The sequence below is a fragment of the Candidatus Protochlamydia amoebophila UWE25 genome (assembly GCF_000011565.2).
Taxonomy (GTDB): domain Bacteria; phylum Chlamydiota; class Chlamydiia; order Chlamydiales; family Parachlamydiaceae; genus Protochlamydia; species Protochlamydia amoebophila.
This window is the reverse complement of record NC_005861.2, coordinates 700534-723826: the sequence shown is the minus strand read 5'-3', so window position 1 is coordinate 723826 and position 23293 is coordinate 700534. Positions and strand designations below refer to the sequence as shown.

At 36.0% G+C, this 23293-nt stretch carries 21 protein-coding genes and 1 pseudogene; 5 read left to right on the top strand and 17 right to left on the bottom strand.

Translation table 11 applies throughout. The features are described 5' to 3' along the window. From nuoK to PC_RS02665, 12 genes and pseudogenes are all read right to left on the bottom strand, one after another. Window positions 1-300, bottom strand: coding sequence for an NADH-quinone oxidoreductase subunit NuoK (gene nuoK / locus PC_RS02720; RefSeq protein ID WP_011175119.1), 300 nt, complete (start codon window positions 298-300; stop codon window positions 1-3). Further along, window positions 300-812: an NADH-quinone oxidoreductase subunit J family protein gene (locus PC_RS02715; protein WP_011175118.1), complete on the bottom strand. Its 513-nt coding sequence runs from the start codon at window positions 810-812 to the stop codon at window positions 300-302. The genes nuoK and PC_RS02715 overlap by 1 nt, the downstream gene beginning before the upstream one ends. Window positions 813-815: 3 nt before the next feature. After that, window positions 816-1289, bottom strand: a complete 474-nt coding sequence (gene nuoI, locus PC_RS02710; protein ID WP_052278641.1) for an NADH-quinone oxidoreductase subunit NuoI — start codon at window positions 1287-1289, stop codon at window positions 816-818. A 1-nt stretch (window position 1290) separates the two neighbouring features. Then, window positions 1291-2268 carry an NADH-quinone oxidoreductase subunit NuoH gene (gene nuoH, locus PC_RS02705; RefSeq protein ID WP_011175116.1) on the bottom strand — a complete coding sequence of 326 codons (978 nt, stop codon included), beginning with the start codon at window positions 2266-2268 and terminating at the stop codon, window positions 1291-1293. Then, window positions 2265-4574 (bottom strand): NADH-quinone oxidoreductase subunit NuoG, encoded by a 2310-nt coding sequence (gene nuoG / locus PC_RS02700; protein ID WP_044045373.1) that lies wholly within the window; start codon window positions 4572-4574, stop codon window positions 2265-2267. Before nuoG ends, nuoH begins: the two co-directional genes overlap by 4 nt. A gap of 15 nt (window positions 4575-4589) precedes the next feature. Further along, the gene (nuoF, locus tag PC_RS02695) at window positions 4590-5888 is read right to left on the bottom strand and encodes an NADH-quinone oxidoreductase subunit NuoF (RefSeq protein WP_011175114.1); all 1299 of its coding nucleotides are present in this window, start codon (window positions 5886-5888) and stop codon (window positions 4590-4592) included. Continuing rightward, window positions 5881-6396 (bottom strand): NADH-quinone oxidoreductase subunit NuoE, encoded by a 516-nt coding sequence (gene nuoE, locus PC_RS02690; protein WP_044044789.1) that lies wholly within the window; start codon window positions 6394-6396, stop codon window positions 5881-5883. The genes nuoF and nuoE overlap by 8 nt, the downstream gene beginning before the upstream one ends. Then, window positions 6396-7604, bottom strand: a complete 1209-nt coding sequence (gene nuoD / locus PC_RS02685) for an NADH dehydrogenase (quinone) subunit D (RefSeq protein WP_011175112.1) — start codon at window positions 7602-7604, stop codon at window positions 6396-6398. Before nuoD ends, nuoE begins: the two co-directional genes overlap by 1 nt. Then, on the bottom strand, window positions 7588-8112 hold the full coding sequence (locus tag PC_RS02680; RefSeq protein WP_011175111.1) for an NADH-quinone oxidoreductase subunit C: 525 nt from the start codon (window positions 8110-8112) through the stop codon (window positions 7588-7590). The genes nuoD and PC_RS02680 overlap by 17 nt, the downstream gene beginning before the upstream one ends. A gap of 14 nt (window positions 8113-8126) precedes the next feature. After that, window positions 8127-8597: pseudogene (locus PC_RS02675) on the bottom strand (NADH-quinone oxidoreductase subunit B); the annotation flags it as partial. After that, the gene (locus PC_RS02670; RefSeq protein WP_042281656.1) at window positions 8594-8950 is read right to left on the bottom strand and encodes an NADH-quinone oxidoreductase subunit A; all 357 of its coding nucleotides are present in this window, start codon (window positions 8948-8950) and stop codon (window positions 8594-8596) included. The pseudogene PC_RS02675 and the gene PC_RS02670, both read right to left, overlap by 4 nt. A gap of 771 nt (window positions 8951-9721) precedes the next feature. Beyond that, window positions 9722-9937 carry a hypothetical protein gene (locus tag PC_RS02665; RefSeq protein WP_011175107.1) on the bottom strand — a complete coding sequence of 72 codons (216 nt, stop codon included), beginning with the start codon at window positions 9935-9937 and terminating at the stop codon, window positions 9722-9724. Between the two features lie 813 nt (window positions 9938-10750). On the opposite strand from PC_RS02665, the gene PC_RS02660 reads away from it, so the two are divergent. From PC_RS02660 to PC_RS02650, 3 genes are all read left to right on the top strand, one after another. Continuing rightward, complete coding sequence (locus PC_RS02660; protein WP_011175105.1) at window positions 10751-11668, top strand: NAD-dependent epimerase/dehydratase family protein; 918 nt, start codon at window positions 10751-10753, stop codon at window positions 11666-11668. Between the two features lie 17 nt (window positions 11669-11685). Continuing rightward, a complete protein-coding gene (locus PC_RS09855; protein WP_011175104.1) occupies window positions 11686-13758 on the top strand; it encodes a glycosyltransferase in 2073 nt (690 codons plus the stop codon). Between the two features lie 118 nt (window positions 13759-13876). Next, window positions 13877-14614, top strand: coding sequence for an HAD family hydrolase (locus tag PC_RS02650; protein ID WP_011175103.1), 738 nt, complete (start codon window positions 13877-13879; stop codon window positions 14612-14614). Between the two features lie 41 nt (window positions 14615-14655). Here PC_RS02650 and PC_RS02645 read toward each other — a convergent pair whose 3' ends face one another. From PC_RS02645 to PC_RS02630, 4 genes are all read right to left on the bottom strand, one after another. Further along, complete coding sequence (locus tag PC_RS02645; RefSeq protein ID WP_044044785.1) at window positions 14656-16140, bottom strand: efflux transporter outer membrane subunit; 1485 nt, start codon at window positions 16138-16140, stop codon at window positions 14656-14658. Next, on the bottom strand, window positions 16133-19246 hold the full coding sequence (locus PC_RS02640) for an efflux RND transporter permease subunit (RefSeq protein WP_011175101.1): 3114 nt from the start codon (window positions 19244-19246) through the stop codon (window positions 16133-16135). The genes PC_RS02645 and PC_RS02640 overlap by 8 nt, the downstream gene beginning before the upstream one ends. Further along, window positions 19243-20391: an efflux RND transporter periplasmic adaptor subunit gene (locus PC_RS02635; RefSeq protein ID WP_044044782.1), complete on the bottom strand. Its 1149-nt coding sequence runs from the start codon at window positions 20389-20391 to the stop codon at window positions 19243-19245. The genes PC_RS02640 and PC_RS02635 overlap by 4 nt, the downstream gene beginning before the upstream one ends. Window positions 20392-20754: 363 nt before the next feature. After that, entirely contained in the window at window positions 20755-21510 is a 756-nt protein-coding gene (locus tag PC_RS02630; RefSeq protein WP_011175099.1) for a sulfite exporter TauE/SafE family protein, read from the bottom strand. A gap of 80 nt (window positions 21511-21590) precedes the next feature. Here PC_RS02630 and PC_RS02625 point away from each other — a divergent pair, with 80 nt between their 5' ends. Further along, complete coding sequence (locus PC_RS02625; protein ID WP_011175098.1) at window positions 21591-21947, top strand: peptide chain release factor family protein; 357 nt, start codon at window positions 21591-21593, stop codon at window positions 21945-21947. A gap of 90 nt (window positions 21948-22037) precedes the next feature. Further along, window positions 22038-22229 (top strand): hypothetical protein, encoded by a 192-nt coding sequence (locus tag PC_RS02620; RefSeq protein ID WP_181679035.1) that lies wholly within the window; start codon window positions 22038-22040, stop codon window positions 22227-22229. Here PC_RS02620 and map read toward each other — a convergent pair. Next, window positions 22213-23109, bottom strand: a complete 897-nt coding sequence (map, locus tag PC_RS02615) for a type II methionyl aminopeptidase (RefSeq protein ID WP_011175096.1) — start codon at window positions 23107-23109, stop codon at window positions 22213-22215. The genes PC_RS02620 and map overlap by 17 nt on opposite strands. Between the last annotated feature and the right edge of the window lie 184 nt (window positions 23110-23293).

Sequence of the window (23293 nt, the reverse complement as noted above, 5' to 3'; positions counted from 1 at the left end):
TCAACCCCTCAGCAAATTATATTGATCAACGTCAACAACTTGCTTTGATCTAAACATATTAATGATAATAGCAAGGCCGACAGCAGCTTCAGCTGCAGCAACCACTAATACAAAAAACACCCAAATAAGGCCTGTCTCATTTCCCCAATGCGCAGCAAAAGCAACAAAAAGCAAATTAGCCGCATTCAACATTAATTCCACACACATAAAAACAATTAGGGCATTTCGCTTAATTAAAATGCCAATGATGCCAAAGGTAAACATGGCCATACTAATAAAAAGGCTAAAAAGAATATCCATTATCGTTCCTTTCTTCCAATATAAAGGGCTCCAACCACAGCGATCAAAAAAATAAGAATGACTGCTTCAAAAGGGAAAAAAAAATTTACATAAAGTAAGTAACCTAAAGAATGAGCGGTTCCGAAACCTTCTGGCAAACTTTTTGTTGAGGTAGAGAGTTCAGAGAGATAATAACTCAAAAATCCAAAAGCAAGTAAAAAAGCTGCTATTGCTAAAATCGAAATCGAAGATTTACTTTGAGCTACAAATTGGTGAATTTGATTATGGGCATCTTGAAATAAAACAATAACAAACATAAAAATAACCAAAATGGCTCCCGCATAAATCAAAACTTGCATAGCAGCAATAAATTGAGCAGATAATTCGACATACAGGGCGGCTAAAGAAAGTAAGGCCAGCAGAAAACATAAACTTGCTTGAATAGGTTTTGATGTGAGAAGAATTCCGAAAGAAGAGATTAAAAGTAAAATTCCAAAAATCCATTGTTCAGGTGAAGCTAAAGAGGTCATCATGACTTAAATCTCCCTACTAGGATCGCGTCCGGATTCTCCGGGTGTTTTCTCTGTTAATCGATCTTTAGTATAAATCATATCTTCTCTAGTGTAGGCTGAAAGTTCATATTGATTACTTAAAACAATTGCTCCAGTTGGACAAGCTTCTTCACAATAACCACAAAAAATGCATCGCAACATATTAATCTGAAAATCAGAAGCATATCGCTCCCCATGAGAATGGATATGACCCGGTTCATTAGCAGCTGGTTTCACATAAATAGCCTGGGCTGGGCAAACGATAGCACAAAGTTCGCAACCAACACACCTTTCCAAACCATCATTCCATTTTGTTAAATAATGCCTACCTCGAGACCTGGCTGGTAAAATTCGTTTTTCTTCAGGATAACGCAGTGTGACCGGAGTTTGAAAAGCGTGTTTTAAAACGATAATCAACCCTTTCATCATTGTGATAACTTTGTGTATAGTTGTTCTCATGCTACACCAACGTAAAGTATGCTGTTATAATTAGATTTAAGATGGCAATGGGAATCAACACCTTCCACCCAAAGCTCATGAGTTGATCATAGCGAAAACGAGGCATCGTCGCTCGCACCCACATGAAAATAAAAACAAAAATAGCGACTTTTAACCCAAACCAAAGAATAGGAATATCTCCAGGTCCATGCCATCCTCCAAAAAAGAGGGTCGTTGCAATAGCCGATACGGCTAAAATATTGATGTATTCTCCAAGAAAAAAAGCGGCAAATTTCATTCCCCCATATTCTGTATGATAACCTGCTGTTAATTCTTGCTCAGCCTCAGGAAGATCAAATGGAGCCCGATTGGTTTCAGCGAAGGAAGTAATAAAATAAATGATAAAACTAATCGGATTTGTCCAAATCAACCAATGATTTTGTTGCAATTCAACAATTTCTCGTAAACTCAATGTACCAGTTGATAAAACAACAGTTAGCAAAGAAAGCCCCATTGGAATTTCGTAACTGATCATTTGAGCAGTTCCTCTTAATCCTCCAATGAGTGAATAACGATTATTCGAAGCCCAGCCAGCTAAAACAACTCCGTAGACGGCTAAAGAAGAAAAAGCTAACAAAAAAACAACTCCAACGTTTATGTCGGCAATTTGTAAATAAATAAGCCGACCTGCAATTTCTACTACACCCCCAAATGGAATCAATACAAAAATAAACAATGCTGTAAATAAGGAGATGCCGGGAGCAAGCCAATAAACAAATGTTTCTACATTAGCTGGTTGAAAACGTTCTTTGCATAATAATTTGATTCCATCAGCGAGGGGCTGAAAAAGGCCAAAAGGACCTACTCTCACAGGTCCCATTCTTAGTTGAAGACGAGCCATGACAATACGTTCTAAAAATGTCATATAGGCAGCTGCTGTAAATAATAAAAGAATGACAACAGCACTTTTAATAAGAATGATGATTAAGTCGTCAATCATAGAGACTCTTCTTTTTGTGATTCAATTAGTTGAATATCGATTGGCAATCCATTGATGAGGTTACTATCTAAATCATGAGCGGAAATAAGGTCAAATCCTAAAGGAATAATCACTGTCTGTTCCGCTACATTTCCATCCCATTTTATTTTTGCCTGAAGAGATCCTTTATTTGTCGTCAAACGAACTGTATCACCCTGCATGATTCCTCTCTTTTTAGCCTCATTTGGATGCATTCGTAAACGAGGTTCTTTAACTAACTGGATGAGATGAGGATCATGTTTCATGCGAATCCCTTCATCAAATAAAGCAGGGGCAAAGACAGCTTTTAACTTTTCATTAGAGACGGGCTCGGATAGCGGCAATGATGTTCTCAATTCACAGGTATGAAATACCTTGGTTTGAGAAAGAGCGTCTAAAAAAGCAGGTTCAAAAGATAATTGAATTCCCAGTTTTTCTGCGATAGCCATAAAAATCGATGCATCACTAAAGCTATTTTCAGGAATTTCTTTTCCTTGATGCAGTGTCTGAATTCTGTTTTCGATATTAATAAATGTCCCTGATTTTTCGATAAATGATAGTGAAGGCAGCACAACATCAGCATCTAATGCTGTTTCCGTTAAAAACAGATCTTGCACAACCATAAATTTTATATTTTCCCGAGCAGATCGCCACAGTTTTGCTGGATATTTCTTGGCAAGATTAGCGCCAACCACATAGAGAAATTCCCAATCTTTTTTAGCAGCTGCTTCGAGAATAGCTAAAGTATGTAATCCAGGTTCTTCAATCTTTTGATTTAAAGGTCCTAAATCAGGCCGCATTCCAGCAAACCTGGCTCCCTGTGAATTCCCTGAGCCTTCTAAGAGATTCAAGGTTAGATTAGAGTGTGACTGTCGGAATGACCATAGCTTGTCTAATATCAATGGCCTATTGAAATTTATCAAATATTGTTGCCCAACAAATATCGCTCCTGATTTTCCTTGAGAAACCCATTCGTCAATAAGAGGTAAGTTCTCATCCCAATTCTCTAGTTCTTTTCCTGGCGGATGTAGAACTATTTTTGTTAAATAACTCGCTATTTCGGGGGAAAAATTCCCCATAAATAAAACTTTAGCTCCTTTGTTAATCGCTTGTTTTAAGCGAAGCCAAATAAGGGGAAATTCTTCTGTTAAGTCTAATCCTAATAAGATCACAAATGAAAGAGATTCGCATTCACCAAGAGAAATTTCCATCCCTGGAGATAATCTTTCTTGCTCAGAATCAAAATGAGGAGTTCCAATTCGATGGTCAACATGATTCACCTCTGCAACTTCACGAATTAACCGTTGAAAAAGATAATTTTCTTCCGTTGTTAAAGGATTTCCCCCTAATCCCGCAATTTTTTTTGTTGGTTTTGCAAATTTAATTTGAGAAACGATTAAATTTAAAGCTTCTTCCCAACTAGCAGGAGTTAATTTTCCATCTCTTCGAATTAAAGGCTGTTGTAAGCGATTTGCGTTAGAAACAAATTCATAACCAAACCAACCTTTATCGCAAAGCCAGATATCATTGACTAATTTATTTTCTCTCGAACGGGTCCGAACAATTTGTCCATCTCTCGAATCAATGTTTAAACTACATCCTACAGGGCATAATGTACACGTACTAGGAATAGAATGGTTGTCCCATGGTCTAGCCCGAAATCTATAAACTTGACTCGTTAAAGCACCAACTGGGCAAATAGAAATGGTATTCCCAATAAATTTAGACTCCACAAGACGATTGCCCGGTGTACCTACTTCAGTTCGAAAACCACGTTCTTTCATTTCTAAAGCATGATCGCCCGCAACAATATCACCAAATCGTGTACAACGGGCACACACAATACAACGTTCCCGATCTAACATTAAAGTTGGTCCTAGAGGAAGAGCTTTAGTAAAATGTCTTTTTTCTTCGTAAAATCGGCTTTCTCCAGGTCCATGTTTTAAAGTTTGATCTTGCAGAGGACATTCTCCCCCTTTATCGCAAATAGGGCAATCTAAAGGATGATTAATAAGTAAAAGTTCTAAAATCCCTTCCCGTCCCTCTTTTGCAACAGTACTTTGCGTTTTTACAACCATTCCTTCAGCCACTTCTAATGCGCATGATGCTTGCAATTTATTCATTTTTTCCACTTCTACCAAACACATTCGACAAGCACCAAAAGGAGGCATGCGATCTTGGTAACAAAAAATAGGAATGTCAATGCCTAGTTGTTTGGCGGCATGATAAACAGTTGTTCCCTTTGGAACACTTAATTCCTTTCCATCGATTATTAAGTTAATCATCATTTCCACAGTCACTACCTACAAATAAGGATAAGTAATTTTCATTTCAGGAGGTTTATCAGCATGAATGTTACGCATAATATAAGATTCAAATTCGCCTCTGAATTCTCTAATCGCACTGACAATTGGAAGAGCAGCTCCTGGAGCCAACGGGCAAAACGAATCCATTTCCATTTGTTGACAAATTCGCTCTATCGTTTTTAAATCCCCAACTGTTCCCCTACCCGCTAAGATACGAGTAAGGATTTGTTTTGTCCAACGCGTCCCTTCGCGACAAGGAGTACATTTTCCACAAGACTCATTTTGATAGAATTCCATCAAACGATTGGCAACTTTCACCATATCCGTCGAATCATCCATAACAATAATTGATGCCGTTCCCAACATGGATTTTTTTGCTGCAACACTATCAAAATCCATAGGAGTATCTAAATCCCGTTCAGTCAATAATGAACAAGATGATCCCCCCGGATAACAAGCTTTAAATTGATGGCCTGGTAGCATCCAACCAGCTCTTTCTAAAACTTCTTTTAAAGGAATTCCCAAAGGAAATTCAAAACATCCTGGATTTTGAACATGACCGCTAACTTGGAAGATTTTTGTTCCTGTATTTTTTGGTTTACCAATACTTTGATACCATTCAACTCCACGATTCACAATGTGAACAACGTTACATAATGTTTCAACATTATTAACGACAGTCGGTTTTTCATATAAGCCAGAAACTGCTGGAAAAGGGGGTTTTAAACGAGGAGTTGCACGATAGCCTTCAAGTGAATTCAATTGAGCAGTTTCTTCGCCTGCAATATAGGCTCCTGCGCCTGGATGAACAATAATACTAACAGAAAAATTTGCTTCTCCTAATGGAGCTTCTAAATAACCTCTTTTTTTAGCTTCTTGAATAGCTAATCGCAACTTTTTATTTCCTTCAAAAAATTCTCCTCTGCAATAAATAAAAGCCTGCTTTGCCCCTATTGCGTAACAAGCTAAAATTATTCCTTCAATTAATTGATGAGGATCATTTTCAATGATATATCGATCTTTAAATGTACCAGGTTCACTTTCATCACAATTGCAAACGAGATATTTAGAAATTTGACAATCTTTGGGGACAAAACTCCATTTCAAGCCTGTTTGAAAACCACCTCCACCTCTACCTCTCAACCAAGATTGTTTTACCATTTCAATTAGCTGATCCGAGGAAATAGAAGAAATTGCTTTTTTGAGTGCTTGATAACCGCCATTACGCTCATAAGTTTCGATCTTACATTGATGTGGATCATCCATGTAAGCTGTTAAAATACGCATTTCAGACATCTTCTACCTCCTTAATGGTGATCGGAGAGTGATGGCCATAGCTTTGTTTGGCTTTTTGAATGTAATCATCGATTTGTGTGATTTCTACTGGTCCAATGACTTTATCATCAACAATCATCACTGGAGCTTTATCACAAGCTGCTAAACATTCTGAAGCAATCACCGTAAACTCACCGTCCTGCGTCGTTTCACCTGGAGAAATATGCATTTTTTGACATAATCTCGCTAGAAATCCATCAGCGCCTCTTAACATGCAAGAAATATTCTTGCAAACATGAATCACATGTTTTCCGACAGGTTCTTCAAAAAACATATCATAAAAAGTGACAATAGAATTAACTTCACTTGGTTCTAAATCAAATAAGAAGGCAAGTTCATTTTGAACTTCAATTGGTAAATATCCTTTTTCAGCTTGTGCTAAATGAAGGGCTGGAATAAGAGCTGAGCGTTTATTTGGATATAGATTCTGCAATTTTAAGATAGCCTGTTTTGTTTCTTCGGTAAGCATTAGCGATCTACGTCTCCAAGTATAGGGTCAACACTAGCAATAGCAACAACAACATCTGAAATGACATGGCCTCGTAAAACCTTTTTTAACACTTCAACGTGAGAAAATGAAGGTGAGCGAACTCTTAACCGATACGGTTTAGGTGTCCCGTCGCTAATCACATAATGACCCAGTTCTCCTCTAGCAGATTCTACACAATTATAAACTGAACCAACAGGAGGATGAAGGCCTTCGGAAATCAATTTAAATTGATGAATGACAGCTTCCATGCTTCGGGCTAACTCCTTTCGAGGGGGCAAGGCAACTTTGCGATCATTTGTTAACACAACACCTGGTTTTAAGCGTGCAATAGCTTGTTCAATGATAGAAATACTTTGTAACATCTCTTCCATACGAACAAGGTAACGTGCATAAGAATCTCCATCGATATGCGTTGGTATATCGAAATTGTAATTTTCATATCCTAAATAAGGATAAGCTTTGCGGATATCATAAGAAATACCGGATGCGCGAAGTACAGGACCTGTACACATGTATTGCTTACAGATTTCTTGATCAATGACAGCAACACCTTGTAAGCGTTTACACCAAACAAAATTATCTGTTAAAAGCCTATCCAACTCTTTCCAAATTTTTTGAAAACCAGAGATAAATTCTTTTAAATGAGAGATAAAATCAGAATTTAAGTCTTTTGCTAATCCGCCGATTCTCCACAAGGAAGGAAACATTCTGGCACCAGAGACTTGTTCAAATAGGTCTAAAATTTTTTCCCTTTCTGCAAAGCTATACATAAAAACTGAAGACATATTTAATTCTAAAGCACTTGTTCCAGCCCATAAAAGATGACTTGCTATTCGCGATAATTCTAAAAGAATAATGCGAATCGTTTGTGCACGTTCTGGAACCTCAATATTCATTAAACGTTCGAGGGCACCTGCAAAAGCTTGTTCTTCAGCTGGGCCTGACAAATAGTCTAAACGATCAACTAAAGTAAAAACCTGATGATAGGTGCGACTTTCACACTCTTTTTCCACTCCGGTATGTAAATAGCCAATCACAGGATCACAAGATAATACAACCTCTCCTTCAAGGCGCAATTTTAAACGCAATACACCGTGAGTAGAAGGATGTTGCGGGCCCAAATTGAGCTCCATGACATCACCGGACTCCTCAAGTTCTTTAAGGCGCTCTTTACTTACTTTTGTCATAAGAAATAATCTGTGAAGGTACTTTCGGTTTTACATTATTTTTAAATTGAACAACTTCTTCAGTTAATGCATAGTCACGTAACATTGGATGTCCTAACCAATGATCAGGCATCAGTATACGGCTTAATTCTGGATGTCCCTTAAATTCAACTCCAAACATATCAAATAATTCTCTCTCATACCAGTTCGCTCCTTCCCACAAATCTGTAACAGTCGGAAGCATTTCGCCTCTTTCAATCGTAATCCCTATGCGAATTCGATCTAGCCGGGAAAAATTTTGTAAAAAATAAAGAATTTGTGTTCGTTTAACTGGAAATAAATAATCAACCGCAGTTAAGTCCATTAATACTTCAAACTGGCAATCTTCATGAATTTTTAAAAAATTTAATATTATTTTTAGCCCACCTCGATTAACTTCAAAAGTCGTTTCACCAAATTCTAGAGTTTGATTCAAAATGAATGCTTGAAAGTTTTTTTTTATGTGATCTAAAACAATTTGAGACGTCATAGATGTCTTTTCCCTTTTTTAGAAGAGTCTCCATATTTAATTTTATTTTGCAGCATGATTAACGCATCTATTAATGCCTCTGGACGAGGAGGGCAGCCTGCTAAATAAACATCGACGGGTACAAGTTTATCGACACCCTGAATGATAGCATAGTTATTATAAACTCCTCCGCAGGAAGCACAATCTCCCATAGCAATAACCCATTTAGGTTCTAGCATTTGTTCATAGATTGTTTGAAGAACGGGTGCCATTTTTTGACTAACTCGCCCTGCGACAATCATAACATCGCTTTGTCGAGGAGACGCTCTAAAGACCTCCATACCGAAACGAGCCAGATCATAACGACTTGCTGCAGTCGACATCATTTCAATCGCACAGCAAGCAAGCCCAAATTGAGCTGGCCAAAGAGAATTACTGCGTGCCCAATTGACTAGTTTTTCTAGTGGGGCAATGAGAAACGGTGTTTTTTCCTGTTGATGATTCATTCCCATTCCAAACCTCGTTTACGCCATACATAAATAAATCCTACAACAAGTGTCAGCAGGAAAAATGTCATTTCATAAAAAGCAAAAGATCCTATTTGTTTACCCACCACTGCCCAGGGGTAAAGAAAAATGACTTCGATATCAAAGACTAAAAACATTAGAGCGACTAAATAGTGCCGAAGAGGGAAACGCTTTTCCAAAAGGTGGGTTTCCGTTTGGATACCGGATTCATAAGGCATAAACTTAACTTGACTCGTTTTCTTGGAAGGAAAAAGGCCGGATAAGCCTATCACTATCAAAGTAACGAGAAAAACAACTCCGAAGTAAATATATATAGGAAAATTTTCAGACACTAACAAAATCCTTCCCTTGAATGATTAGCTATTTCTTGTTGCTTGCAGTAATTAATCATGCCTAAAGTTTGCAAAAAAAAATTATACATAACAGTATCGATGACTCGTGTCAATTGTTTTAATTTAATTTTTAAATTACATATTTCAATTTTTTATTTACAATTTGTACTTGTGAAAATTAGTCCCTTAGTACAAAATCGATTTGATTCCCAATCAAAATTCATAATACAATTCTGCTTTAAAAAAACATCGCTAGAGAAGCATTTTTTATGTTCAATGTTACTACTAACAGTACTAATAATGTCACGGCCTCTCAGTATAATGTAAGCTAGAGCATAAACAGCACAAGCCCATGAGGGCCTCTTTTTCTAAATGGCAGTTTAGTAAGCATTAACCAAATTTTGCAAAGTAGAGAAATCAAAATTACGGCTCAAAACATTCTCGATATGAGCAGCAATGCTTTTGAAAGATTGGCCTCTAAGTGAAATGACCCTTCTTCTCGAAACCAAAAAAGATAACTCATTTGAAAAAAATAATTTTGATTAAGCAAAAAGCAGATTTTGAAGAAAATTTTCATCAACAGTTGAGAGCTACCAAGAAAAATTGGCATGAAAAAACAAAAAATAATTTAGTGTTATTATTGAAGGAAACCTAAAAATTACCCTCTTTTAACTAGTAAGATGTATAAAGGATACTGCAAGACAATGGATTGAAAAGGTATTTAAAGAAACTCTTCAGCTTGATAAGAAATAGGAAGAAACTCAACAAGATTTAACAAAAAACGAGATAAACAAGCTCAAATAACCCAAATCGAAAAAGAAGATAACCAGCAATAAACACCCAAATTGCCGTTTCAAACAAACAATATTTAGAAACTAATATCTCTGCTTCTTGAGAACTTTTTAACTTATGCGCATCAAAAACAAAAGTCCACTCTTCGACGCCACAAATATTAACTAACAAAAAGCTAAAACTTTTTCGCTTCAAGATAATATTCTAAATTAGATTGAAGCTGAATAAGAAAATATTACAGCCGCCTTTACCTTCTTCTCCTTGGCTTCGGCTAGGAAAAAATTAGTTTACTAGTACTAGTAAAAATAGATTCTACCATTTCTACTAAAAATGTTAATTTATCAGCTGTGTATGAGAATTCCCTATACTAATTGACAAACGAACGTGGCTTTCTTCTCAAAATTTATACCAGATACCGTCTTGCCTTTAAATAAAGCTTAGCGACTTATTAAAGTAGAAGTAGCGCTTCATATTGATCCTTCAAAAAGTGAAATGCTTGTCACAATTATTGGAATTAAGTTTGTTTCTAATTCAAGTTTTTATTTTGGCATTCGTGCAGCGACATTCGTTGACGCTGTTTTTCAACTCAAATAATAGCCAATTCGCCAACTGGAACAAGATATGCCTATTGATTCCTTTGGCACTGTTTTTATGACTTTCGCTTTAAAGGTGAAGATAAAATAAAAAATTTAAAAATGTAATAGACTGCCTCTTTCATCCTTGGATCTTCGTCGTCATTTTTTCAAATGTTTCATATCAAATAACATAAAATGAAATTCACTAATGAGAATAGAGTTTTAAACTCTATCTTTGCTTTATTATTTTGACAAATTCGATAGGTAAATTTTAATGTTTTTTCTTTTTAAAACTTTTTGTTTAAACATTTTCTGATATTTAAATTAAGTTATTAATAAAGTTCTAGGATATAAATCCAAGTTTTTTTAGCATATTCGATTAAGTTTTTATGATTTAGAAATTTAGACAATAAATGTTTTTTAGGAGAGACACTTGCTGGCTATTACCGGAACCTCAGGATTTATTGGAAAATATATTTGTCCTTACCTTCCTTTTCCACAAAAAAAATTATTCTCTTCATCCGTTTCTGAATATATTTTAGATGAGGGAAATAATTCAAAATCGATTACTTTCCCCCCACATGACTTGTCCTCTTTTATTAAAGACACCAGTACATTAATTCATCTCGCTTGCAAATCCAATCCCCGAAACACAATTTTTTCTTTTCAGAAAGATTTAACCTTTACCACTCAATTATTTGAACATTTTGCTCAGGCAAATCCTAACGGCCATATTATTTTTGCTAGCACAGGTGGGAATATGTACTCAAGCGAACTTCCCCACAAACCAAGAACTGAAAAAGATCTTCCTTCTCCCAATTCTATCTATAGTGTTCAAAAACTGGCTGCAGAACATTATCTACGGTTAATGTGCCAAACTTATGGAATCTCTGCGACGGTCCTTCGAATCAGTAATCCTTACGGAACTCTTCTGGAACCTGAACGATTACAAGGTTTGATTGGAATTGCATTTAACAAAATTTTACTTAACCAAACACTAACTATTTTTGATTCTTCAGATAGTGTGAGAGACTATATCCATTTAGAAGATTTAGCTTCTGTATTTCAAATAGTTAGCAGAAATAAGCCTTTAAAAGGGCTATTTAGCGTTTTTAATATTGGATGTGGAGTAGGATACTCTATTCAGAATGTCATTCAGCTAATAGAAAAAATTTCTAATCGATCCTTGCAAACTATTTACAGTGAATTGGCAATCACGACAAAGCCTTCCTGGAGCGTGTTATCTCATGAATATTTTCATTCGCAATTTGGTTGGCGACCTCAAGTCAATTTAGAAAAAGGACTTGAAAAAATGTGGAATGCAGCTCTCTCTCACTCACAAAATATATAATTTGGTAAATTTTATTTATGGATAATGAAACACCTCTTATTTCTGTTGTCATTCCTGTTTATAATCACGAAAAATTTGTCTCTATAGCACTCGATTCTGTATTACATCAGAATTATCCTCTAATTGAAATTATCATTATTGACGATGGATCAAAAGATCACAGCGTTGAAATAGTTGAACAATGGTTAAAACAAAACCAAACTTCAAAACAAGGATATTCATTTACTTTCATTCGTCAGCAAAATTCTGGGGCACATGCCACAATTAATCGTGGTTTGACAATAGCAAAAGGTTCACTATTGACGATTCTCAATTCTGACGATATTTACGAAAGAGATCGATTAAAAAAGCTAGTGGATAGACTTCAAACGGAAAAAGGAAGGCTCATTTTTTCTGGAATTAAAGGAATTGATGATCAGGGAGTAGATTTACCGTTTTCTCATCCCTGGAAAAAATCTTATGAAGATAGCCTTTGTTCATTAGTAGAGATGCCAACTGTTGGCTTTCAACTCATGAAAAGCAACCTTGCTATAAGTACAGGTAACTTACTATTTACAAAAGATCTTTATGAAGCAGTTGGTGGATTTAGAAATTTGAAATTAGCGCATGACTATGATTTTTTACTTAGGGCTTTACTTCATGAAGAACCCATTTTTTTTGATGAGCCGCTCTATTTATACCGTCTCCACAGTAATAATACATTTTCTCAAATCAATCACTTACTTCAATCCGATCTGAATGAAATTTATCGTTCTTATCTTCTAGAAATTTCTAAGAGTCCTCCTTTAAATGTCCAAGCTCCATGCCATACTTATTGGCCACTTGCTTTTCCCCTCATTCGTGATCGAATGAATATGGATCAAGCTCTTAATTATTACCTCACTAAACCTCAACCCCAGCTTAGCACAAAACTTGCTGATGATAACAAAAAAACTTACCCCTCTCTTAATACGACTAAAAAAATAAAAATCTCTCTTATTACTCATGAACTAAGTTTAACAGGGGCACCAAAGGTTGTCGTTGATTTAGCAATTCGTTTAAAACAAGATGGGCACTATGTGAATGTCATTAGCTTAAAAAACGGTCCGATGCGCCAACAATTAGAAAATCAAGGGATTTCAATTTCTGTTATTCCTAAATTCACCTATGATTTAACTTTTCATAAAAATAGTTTTATCTCAAAAGCAGCCAGAATAATTAATACTTTCTGGATGATGTTAAAACTCCAACGAACTATGATTGGAAATTCTGTTGCTGTTGCATTTTATTTAACGCTTCTTTCACTGAATCCCTTTTATCGGATATTTTGGTACATTCATGAATCTCTTCCTCCTGCCGCATTATTGAATGTTAACCGAAAAAGAAATGCTTTACTTGACAAAATGAAAGCAAATTCCAACGTGAAAATTTGGTTTGGATCCGATAATACGAGAGAGATATGGAAAAAAGCAGGATTTTCTGGGACGACAAAATACTGGAGCGGGATAAACGCTTCAAAAAAAAGGCCATCTTCTCGTTCTGGTCCCATCTCAGAAATTTTATCTGTGGGAACAAGCTCTGCTCGTAAAGGAACCTACTATCTGATCGAAGCTTTCATTAAAGGAATATTAGAAAAATCTATTCCTGATCATGTAAACTTAACGATCATTGGATTTTTTGAAACTGTGAATCGACCTGATTGTCATTTTTTAGGCGACCTTATTTTAAAAATCGTTAACTATGGTTTATTAGATCGCATTCATTTAATGGCATCTCTTCAGCCTGATCAAATCGATTATTATTATCATAGAGCAGATTTATATATTCAAGCTTCAATCTCCGAATGCCTTCCCTTAGCTATATTTCAAGCAATGGCAATTGGTTTACCCATTATTAGCACAAATGTCAATGGATGTCCTGAAGCAATTGAAGATGGTAAAACTGGCTACATTTGTTACCCTAGAAGTCATCAAGCTCTTTTGCATACAATTCTTAAAGCTTTAGCTGATCCCGAAAAAACTCGGCAGATGGGAGAACAAGCACAAAAAATATTTATAGAAAAATTCAATATAGAGAAAAACTTTAAAGAAATTAATCAAGTGTTTTTTTAATTAAATTGATTTAAATACACTATTTTTTTTATAAGCACAGCATTTTCTCTTTCTTTACAAAAAATAAACAGTTTATTGATACAATAGAAAAATTATAATTATTTAGAGGAGCTCCCGTATGTTAAAACAAGTGTCTTTTTACTTGTTTATTTTAATTCCTTGCATGATCAGCCAAATGAGTCAAGTGTATAGCCAAACAATAACTCCCATTAAAGTCATCGCGTTTGATTTTGGTGGAGTCATTGCTAAAAGTGATAAGAGTGAAGTCAATCAATTTCTTGCAAAAGAACTCGGGATCACAGAAGAAGAGGCCGACGAACTCCAAAATAATTTAAAAAGTTTTTCGAGAAATGGAGGTATGGAGCAAGAATTTTGGGATCAATATACTCATTCTAAAGGAATAACACTTCCTGCAAATTGGAATGAGCTTTTTGATCAAGTTCGATTTAAATCTATCAAAGAAATTCCAGGTTCTATTCAAATTGTGAAAGAATTGCATAAACTAGGTTATCAAACCGCTTTGCTCTCAAACGTTCGTATGAATCAAGCACGCTTAAAAAGGCAGCTGGGATTTTATGATTTATTTCATCCTGTTTTACTTTCTTTTGAAATTGGTGCCAGGAAACCAGAGTCTCAATCTTATCAAATTTTATTAGATCAATTACAAGTTTTTCCTCAGCAGCTTTTATTTATTGATAATAAAGATTCAAACGTTGCTGCGGCAAAATCAATGGGTATGGACGGAATTGTTTTTATCAATGCCAAACAATTAACTGAAGAACTAAAAAAACGTGGTATTAACTTACCAGTTAAGAATTTTAACTCACTTTCTACAGATTCAGCAGTAACGAAATAATCATCTCCAAATCGATGTTGATATGTTCAGCATCGATTGTACTACAAACATTCCTGCTTTTCTTTACTTAGATTTTCCGCATCAATGACCCATCCCCCTCCTAATACTTTATAAACGTTAACTAATGTTAAAAAAACATCAGCTTCAGCTTGAGCTAGGTTGAGTTGAGCTGTAAACAGTTTGCGTTCAGCGTCCAAAACATTCAAATAATCTGTCTGCCCATTATCGTATTGTAATTTAGCTAAATGTAGGTAATCTTTTAAAACAACAACACTATTTTTTTGTACCTCAAGTAATTCTCGGGATTTTTGATGAGCAATTAAAGCATTATCTACTTCTTTAAAAGCATTCAAAACTGTTTGTTGATAATTGTAATACGCAATCCTTTTTTGCGCTTTCGCTACATCGATGCCACTCGAAATCTTTCCTCCTGTAAAGATTGGTTGTAAAAGATTGGCTGCATACTGCCAGGCTCTTGTGGGAGAGGTAAAAAGATGATGAAGTTGAAGACTTTCAGACCCAAAATAACCTGTTAAAGAAATACTAGGAAAATACTGTGCTCTTGCTTCTCCAATTCGAGCATTCGCAGCAATTAATCCTTGCTCAGCTTGTATAATATCGGGACGTTGTTCTAATAGCTCTGAGGGCAGTCCGGCTGGCACAGCAAGTGGAGTTGGCCATTCATTAATATTCAATCCTCTTTCAATTTCTCTTGGGCTGTGCCCAATTAAAATGCTAATTAAATTTTCTTGTTGGGGAATTAAAACTTCTAATCGAAAAACTTCAGCAATTGCTTCATCCACTTCAGCAGCTGCTTGCTTAACTTCTAACTCAGACGTCAGCCCTCCTTCAAAACGAAGTTTTGCCAATTCGTAAGATTCTTTCCTAGAAGTAACTGTCTGTTTAGAGACAATCAATTGCTGATCAAATTGTCTCATTTGAATATAGCTTGTAGCAACAGAACTTACAATAGATAGCACCAGAGCCCTGCGAGCTTGTACCTGTCCTAATAAATCTGCCAAAGCGGCTTCTGAAGAGCTATAAACTCGCCCCCATAAATCTAATTCATAAGCAGCTTCTGCAACTACACGATAATTATTGGTATAAGGAGAAGGAATTAAGTTTGTTCCTACAGGAGTTAAACCTGGTTGACCTTGAGAAGAAACGCCTGAAGAAGTTTTCCCTCCAGATAGTTCTGTTGGAGTGCGTTGACGTGAAGCAAGACCTACTCCGCTAATTTGTGGAAAAAATTGAGAACGAACAATTCCCAATCTTGCTTTAAATTCAGCAGTACGCGCGAGAGCCAGCTTTAAATCCTTATTATTTTCCAAAGACTCAAAGATGAGTTTTTTCAAAATAGGGTCGTCAAAGGCCTCCCACCATCTAAAATTGGCAGCTGTTGAAGTTTCTTCAAAAGGAGTACGCCATTTTTTAGGAATCTCCAAACAAGGTTGTTGATAAGGAGGATGGAGTACGCAAGAACTAAGTGCAAGGAGTAAGCAACTCGTCACTAAAATTCTAAACATGCTCTCTCTTCTCTTTTTTTTCTATACGTTGATCAATAAGTTTATAAAGTAGAGGAACTAAAAATACGGCAAGTATAGTCGCAGCAATCATGCCTCCAAATACACCCGTTCCAACTGAGTGTCGACTTGCAGCACCTGCGCCTGAGCTAATAACTAGAGGAAAAACCCCTAAAATAAATGTTAAAGAAGTCATTAAAATGGCCCTAAAACGCAGTTTAGCTGCTTCCATAGCTGCTTCCAAAACTGATAACCCTTCTTCTCTTTTGATGATTGCAAACTCAACAATTAAAATGGCATTCTTTGCTGACAGAGCAATTAAAGTGACTAAGCCAACATTAAAATAGACATCATTTGAAATTCCTCTGATCCAAATTGCTAAAAATGCCCCCATCAAACCAAATGGTACGGCTAGTATAATAGCAAAAGGAAGAGACCAACGTTCGTATAAAGCTGAAAGAATCAGAAAAACCATCAATACACCAATTAACAGGACGTTTGTAGACGTTCCTCCTGTTTTTTTTTCTTGATAAGCTTCGCCGCTCCAAGCATAGGTCATTTGCTCAGGAAGTTCTTCTTTTGCGAGTTGTTCCATTGCTGCCATCGCCTGCCCAGAACTATAACCTGGTGCAGCTCCCCCAATAATTTTAGCACTTGTAAATCCATTAAAGCGGCTAACTAAATTGGCTCCTTTTGTATAGTGAGTGCTCAAAAATGACTTTAAAGGGACCATTTCATTATGTATTGAGCGTACATACATATCTTCCAGATTTTGTAAATTAGAGCGATAAGTAGGCTCAGCTTGGACATTTACCTGAAAAACACGCCCAAATTTATTAAAATTGTTAATATAAAGAGAGCCCAAAAAGATTTGCAACGTTTGAAAAACCTCACTAATAGTCACACCTAAAGTTTCAGCTTTATACCGATCTAAGTCGACATAGAGTTGCATATTGTTAGTTTGGATAGAAGTTGTTAATCCCTGTAATTCCGGTCTTCCACGTGCTTTTGCAATAAAATTTTGGGTCACTGTTTCTAATGCCTGAATATCGCCATCCCCTCGATTCTCTATCCAAAATTCAAAACCACCAACAGTTCCAAGACCCTGAATGGCTGGTGGATTGAACGTCATGATTTGTGCATCAGAAATAGTACTATATTTTTTGTTTAAGGCTGCTTGAATCGCACCGGCTTGTAGCACAGGAGTTCTACGCTGATCCCAATTTTTCAATGTAATAAAATTAGTTCCCATCTGCAGGCGATTTAAAGATTCAAGCAAACTAAAACCTGTTAAAGACACCATATTTTCAACCCCCGGAATGTCCAAAGCTATTTCTGTAATAGCAGTATCCACTTCTTTTGTGCGGTCTAAGCTAGAAGCATCTGGCATATTCACAAGTGCCATTAAATATCCTTGATCTTCTTGGGGAATGAAACTCGTAGGAATCACATGATTTAAAATGACTAATATAGTGATAACAGAAGTAAAAAGTAAAAGCCCAGCCCAGGCATGATTTAAAATCCATTTGGTAATATGCATATAACCATTTGTAAAAGCATCAAATCCTTTATTAAACAACAGAGAAAAACGAGAAGGAGATGTGTGAGGCTTTAAAATTAATGCAGCTAATGCTGGACTAAGTGTTAAAGCAACAAATCCTGAAATTACCACGGATACTGATATTGTAATCGCAAACTGCTTATAAAGTTGACCCGCAATTCCGCCCAAAAATGCGACTGGAATGAATACAGCGCATAGGACAAATACAATAGCGACAACTGGGCCTGATACTTCTTCCATCGCTTTATGAGCTGCTGCTCTTGGCAAAAGTTTGAGCTCACGCATATTTCTTTCCACATTTTCTATTACAACGATTGCATCATCAACAACGATCCCAATTGCCAATACCATTCCAAATAAGGTCAGTGTATTTAAAGAAAACCCTAATACATACATTCCTGCAAAGGTACCAACGATTGACACGATCATGGCTATAATAGGAATTAGTGTCGCTCGCAAGTTTTGTAAAAAAATTAAAACCACTAAAGAAACCAAAATAGCCGCTTCAAAAATTGTTTTAGTCACTTCATGAATCGACGCTGTAATAAAATCAGTGGTATCGTAAGGAATCGTGTATTCAAGCCCTTCTGGGAAATTTTTGGAAAGACGTTCCATTGTTTTTCTGACTTCCCCAGCTACTTCCAAAGCATTAGCTCCAAATAATGGATAAATAGCAATCATGGATGTCGTTTTTCCATTCAATGAACCATCTACATCATACGTGGCTGCACCCAACTCAACTCGCCCAACATCTTTAATTTGAACATATGATCCGTCGTTATTTGCTCTTAAAATAATATTCTCAAATTGTTTTGGGTTATCTAATCTTCCCTGACCAGTCAAAGGAACTGTCAATTGAGTGGAGCTATTAGTAGGAGGATATCCAAGTAAACCTGCAGTAAAATTATTGTTCTGCGCTTGAACAGCTTTGATCACATCATGCGTTGTCAATTGAAGTTGAGCCAATCGATCTGGCCTTAACCAAATACGCATAGAATAATCACGCGCATTTACAATCATTGCATTACTAATTCCTGGTAAACGTAAAATTTCATCCACAACATTGATAGTTGTATAATTACTCACAAAAATATTGTCATATCGTTGATCAGGTGACTGTATCGCAACTAATTGCAATATATTTGGCGTTTGCTTTTTAATTTGCACGCCTGTTCGCTGCACTTCTTCAGGAAGTTGCGGAAGGGCCATGTTGACTCTATTTTGCACATTAACTTGAGCCATATCAATATTACTTCCAATCTCAAAAAATATGCTTAAAGCTATGTCTCCATTAGAAGAATTTTGAGAATACATATAAATCATATCTTCAACTCCATTAACTAGCTGCTCAATGGGTGCTGCAACGCTGGCTGCTACTGTTGAAGCATCAGCACCGGCATAGGAAGCTGTTACTTGAATTTGAGGAGGCGTAATATTTGGATATTGCTCGATCGGTAACATTCGCAGTGCAAATAAGCCTGCTAAGGTAATAATGATAGAAAGAACGAAAGCAAAAATAGGGCGGTCGATAAAAAAATGGGAAATCATGATGCTTTCTCAGCAAAAATTTTTTTTTTAATAGAGACTTTCATTCCAGGTCTTAATTTATTCACTCCATCCACAACGACTTGATCTCCAGCCTTTAAACCCGCATCAATAATCCAATTTTGTTGATCCCATACCCCGGGCTCTATAGGTTGCATGACAACTTCATCATCCTTATTCACCAAAAATACAAACATTCCCTTTTGGCTTTGAAGCACAGCTTTTTGCGGAACAAGAATGGCGTTTGGACGGGTTGCTCCAAGTAATTGGACTCGTACAAATTGACCAGGACGGAGGATATTTTTTGGATTAGGCAAAACAGCTCTAACCATCATTGTCCCTGTTTTTTGATCATAAGTAGGAGAGGAAAAATTAACTTTCCCAATTTCAGGAAAAACGGTTTGATCTGCTAAAATAACCTGAACCGTGAAATTATCATAAGCCGGAAAATGAAGCTTCCCTTGCGAAATAGACTTTTGACTACGTAAGATATCCCCTTCTGAGATACTAAAATTAATCCAAATAGGATCAATCACAGAAAGAGTGGCTAATTGATCTTCAGTTGGAGCGATGAGAGCTCCCTCTCTGTAATTAGCTTGTCCTACTTGACCTGAAACTGGAGCATAGATAGTCGTATATCCTAAGTTAATATCCGCTTCTTTCAATTGAGCTTTTGCAGCTTGAACATCAGCTTCGGAAGACAGCTGACGAGCAATTGCATTATCCAAATCTCTTAAACTTGCAGCTTTTTTCTCATAAAGGGGTTTATAGCGATCTACTGCCCGTTTTGCATCCCATAAAACAGCTTCTTCTCTGGCTAATTGTGCGGTAGCTTTTTCCAGCGCAGCTTCAAAAGGCCTGGGATCAATTTGAAAGAGGAGATTTCCTTTTTGAACAAAACTTCCTTCCGTATAAGCTATTTTATCTAAATATCCTTCAATTCGGGCTCGAATTTCAACTACGTGAGAACTTTGAGCGATTCCAACAAACTCAAAAACAGCAGGTACCGTTTTTGGTTCGACGATTTGAATACTTACATCTGTTGACGGGGCTTGAAAATTCGTTGTTTTTTCTTTTTCGCAAGAACTTAAACATAAACTCGCTAAAAAGAAACAGAAGTAATAAAAAAAACAATTTTTTTTCGGCATTAAAATCTCTCTTAAACTTTTCTCTTTCGAATCGAACACTTTTAGGGGAATCTCATAACCAGAGTTTAGGGTTTAAATGCGAAAAACAAAAAAATTTAAAAAATACTCTAGTAATTTCCCAGCAAATAAATCCATATTTTCGTTTGTAAAAATAATTTCTATTTATGTAAGTAAATGGTTGGACAATGTCAATAAATTTTATATCTTTTCGACAAAATTTGTTTTTATCATGACACTATGAAATTGAATGATAGGGGCAAATCATTTCCCTCTTAAGTAAGGTTTATAATCACAACCTTTGTATGTAAACTTAAAAATTTTAGAAAAATGGATAACTTTGAAATCCATTAGTCGTTAAGAATTTTATCTAAAAGAGTGAATTAAAATATAAACACCAAGAGGAAGCATGAGAGTTCCAAAAAGCTTTCTTAAATGAACTGCAGGAATGTATTTTACTATGGTTCCCCCTATCAAACTTCCTATCACGCCAAATAAGGAAAAAAGAGCGATGACCTTCCAATTGACATGCATGCCCGAACGTTGAAGAAGAAAAGCTTGTTGAGAAAAAGCTGTTAATGCATTCAATGCAATGATCATTAAACTCGTTCCGATAGCCACATAGATAGATAAATTTAGGATGACTATCAAGATAGGAACAATAATAAATCCGCCTCCGACACCACTACAACCTGTCAATTGCCCAAGTAGAAAACCACTTAATAAACTCACCAACGTAGAATGGGAAGTATCTTTATTACGTTGAAACCACTTTTTATCTTTTAACATTATCCAAGCAACAATAAGCATAACCGACCCAAAAATGAATAATTGAACTCTCCCACTTATACTATGCGCAATGCAAGCACCAATATATGACCCTATTATTCCAGCTAATCCAAAAAAACCTACTGTACGCCAATGAACTTGTTGACGAATGGCATAAGGAATAGCTCCAACTAAGGCAATAACCCCTACAATTGCTAAGGATTCTGCAACCGCTAACTTATCGGGACGATGCAAAAAAAGAATAAGAATAGGGAAAGTAAAAATAGATCCTCCCGATCCAAGTAACCCTAAACTTACTCCCACAGCTAATGCACCAAAAAAAACTAATATCATTTTTCCCTGAATTTTGATTCATTTATATTGCATATCTTTATAACTTTAGTTATTTATATTCAAAGAACTAAAAATTAATTATGAGTAAACAAAAAATTATTTTACCTGAACAAGATGAAGATTTACTAGCTGAGTGCCAAGTTCAAACTTTTCGCTCAAGTGGAAGTGGAGGACAACATATTAATGTTACCAACAGCGCTGTCCGTTTGACCCATTTTCCGACAGGAATTGTTGTATCTAGTCAAACTTTTCGCAGTCAATATCGAAATAAGCAAAATTGTCTCGCTAAATTAAGACAGACCGTGGAGAAACTGAATTATCGTCAACCTAAACGCATTCCAACTAAAATTCCTAGAACAGTTAAAAACAAGAATGTGGTAAAAAAAGAACGCCATTCTCAAAAAAAAATCCTACGTAAACCTCCTAAATTTGACTAAATGATAATAGACAAATGAAATTGATTAAATTTCCCTTCACTTACTTATCCTCTCTTCTTACCATTTAAGGGGGTATTTTATTAGGTGGGTATGATGGTGTGTTTTGGGCTGGCAGTGCTCAAGGGTTTTATCACGGAATTTATCACGGAGCTCAAAAAAATCATGAAACAGCTCATTGATCAAGGAAAAGCAGAAAGAGTGAAACAAACAAATATCGAACATGCTCTTAACGAATTAATGCCCTTCGATTATCCTAATTTCAAGTTTATAGACGAGTCGTGATAAAAACTTTTCCATGTTCATCAACTAGCACAGAGTTTTCAGCTTGAGCTACAATTCCATTTTTTTCTTCAATCAATGGACCGTATTCAGCAATCACTCCAAATCGTAATAGTTCCGCCAGTCCTGTTTCCACCTCTAATAGAGAGAATTGTGCATCTAATAAATTGTGAATAGAAAAAGGAAGACCATTAAATGTTTTTACTTTATTTAGAACTAAACGAGCTATTTCGGAACGAACGGGTCTCCAGGAAGTAAAAGCAAATATAGTCGCTTTTCCTTCTTCATAAATTAATCCTTCCCCATCTGTTGCAAAAGGTTCTATCGCAAAAGTCATGCCTGGCTTAACAACCGCTTTAGAATGATTATCATAATTGGGTATTATAGGCGAAGTGTGAATTTTATGAGGCCCTAACCCATGCCCAGATAAATTTTTTACAGCTTTAAAACCATAAGAAGAAATGGTTTGATCAATCGTATAACCAATTTCCCGCACAGGTAATCCAACCTTAACTATTTGTTCGGCATTCAAAAGTGCTTCTTCTACAGCTTGGATAAGTTTTTGATATTTATCCGACAAATCAACTGTCACTGCGCAATCACCGATAGCTCCTTTATAACACACACCAACATCAAGTTTAATTACTTGATCAGAGAAAATGACGTCTTCACCCGGATAAATCAAATAATGTGCCGCCACATGATTTAAAGCCATTTGAGGAGGAAAAGCAGGTTTAGCTCCCAATTCAAAAATTTTCGCTGAAATTTTGTCCATTACGTCTTTATAGGAAGCTCCTTTTTTTATAAGGCTTTTTCCATACGCACGAACTTGACTTGCTAATTCTCCTGCGCGAATAAAATTTTGCTTGTAAATTTGCTGCATACTTAATTTTCTTGTCTAATTTCTGGTTTTTACAAATTCAAATATGCCGTCTCCTATCATTAGAAGATAATTAAATTCAATGGAAATTTGAAAATAAAATTTTATGGCAGATTAGTTTACAATTAAGAAAAAAGCAAAATCGCAAACTATCTACTTTGACTTATAAATGTTTTTTTATTTTAAA

What these genes read in the sequence shown, in the direction of transcription:
- nuoK (WP_011175119.1), bottom strand. Translation starts at nt 300, where the DNA reads ATGGATATTCTTTTTAGCCTTTTTATTAGTATGGCCATGTTTACCTTT.
- PC_RS02715 (WP_011175118.1), bottom strand. Translation starts at nt 812, where the DNA reads ATGATGACCTCTTTAGCTTCACCTGAACAATGGATTTTTGGAATTTTA.
- nuoI (WP_052278641.1), bottom strand. Translation starts at nt 1,289, where the DNA reads ATGAGAACAACTATACACAAAGTTATCACAATGATGAAAGGGTTGATT.
- nuoH (WP_011175116.1), bottom strand. Translation starts at nt 2,268, where the DNA reads ATGATTGACGACTTAATCATCATTCTTATTAAAAGTGCTGTTGTCATT.
- nuoG (WP_044045373.1), bottom strand. Translation starts at nt 4,574, where the DNA reads ATGATGATTAACTTAATAATCGATGGAAAGGAATTAAGTGTTCCAAAG.
- nuoF (WP_011175114.1), bottom strand. Translation starts at nt 5,888, where the DNA reads ATGTCTGAAATGCGTATTTTAACAGCTTACATGGATGATCCACATCAA.
- nuoE (WP_044044789.1), bottom strand. Translation starts at nt 6,396, where the DNA reads ATGCTTACCGAAGAAACAAAACAGGCTATCTTAAAATTGCAGAATCTA.
- nuoD (WP_011175112.1), bottom strand. Translation starts at nt 7,604, where the DNA reads ATGACAAAAGTAAGTAAAGAGCGCCTTAAAGAACTTGAGGAGTCCGGT.
- PC_RS02680 (WP_011175111.1), bottom strand. Translation starts at nt 8,112, where the DNA reads ATGACGTCTCAAATTGTTTTAGATCACATAAAAAAAAACTTTCAAGCA.
- PC_RS09855 (WP_011175104.1), top strand. Translation starts at nt 11,686, where the DNA reads ATGGATAATGAAACACCTCTTATTTCTGTTGTCATTCCTGTTTATAAT.
- PC_RS02650 (WP_011175103.1), top strand. Translation starts at nt 13,877, where the DNA reads ATGTTAAAACAAGTGTCTTTTTACTTGTTTATTTTAATTCCTTGCATG.
- PC_RS02645 (WP_044044785.1), bottom strand. Translation starts at nt 16,140, where the DNA reads ATGTTTAGAATTTTAGTGACGAGTTGCTTACTCCTTGCACTTAGTTCT.
- PC_RS02640 (WP_011175101.1), bottom strand. Translation starts at nt 19,246, where the DNA reads ATGATTTCCCATTTTTTTATCGACCGCCCTATTTTTGCTTTCGTTCTT.
- PC_RS02635 (WP_044044782.1), bottom strand. Translation starts at nt 20,391, where the DNA reads ATGCCGAAAAAAAATTGTTTTTTTTATTACTTCTGTTTCTTTTTAGCG.
- PC_RS02630 (WP_011175099.1), bottom strand. Translation starts at nt 21,510, where the DNA reads ATGATATTAGTTTTTTTTGGTGCATTAGCTGTGGGAGTAAGTTTAGGG.
- PC_RS02625 (WP_011175098.1), top strand. Translation starts at nt 21,591, where the DNA reads ATGAGTAAACAAAAAATTATTTTACCTGAACAAGATGAAGATTTACTA.
- PC_RS02620 (WP_181679035.1), top strand. Translation starts at nt 22,038, where the DNA reads ATGATGGTGTGTTTTGGGCTGGCAGTGCTCAAGGGTTTTATCACGGAA.
- map (WP_011175096.1), bottom strand. Translation starts at nt 23,109, where the DNA reads ATGCAGCAAATTTACAAGCAAAATTTTATTCGCGCAGGAGAATTAGCA.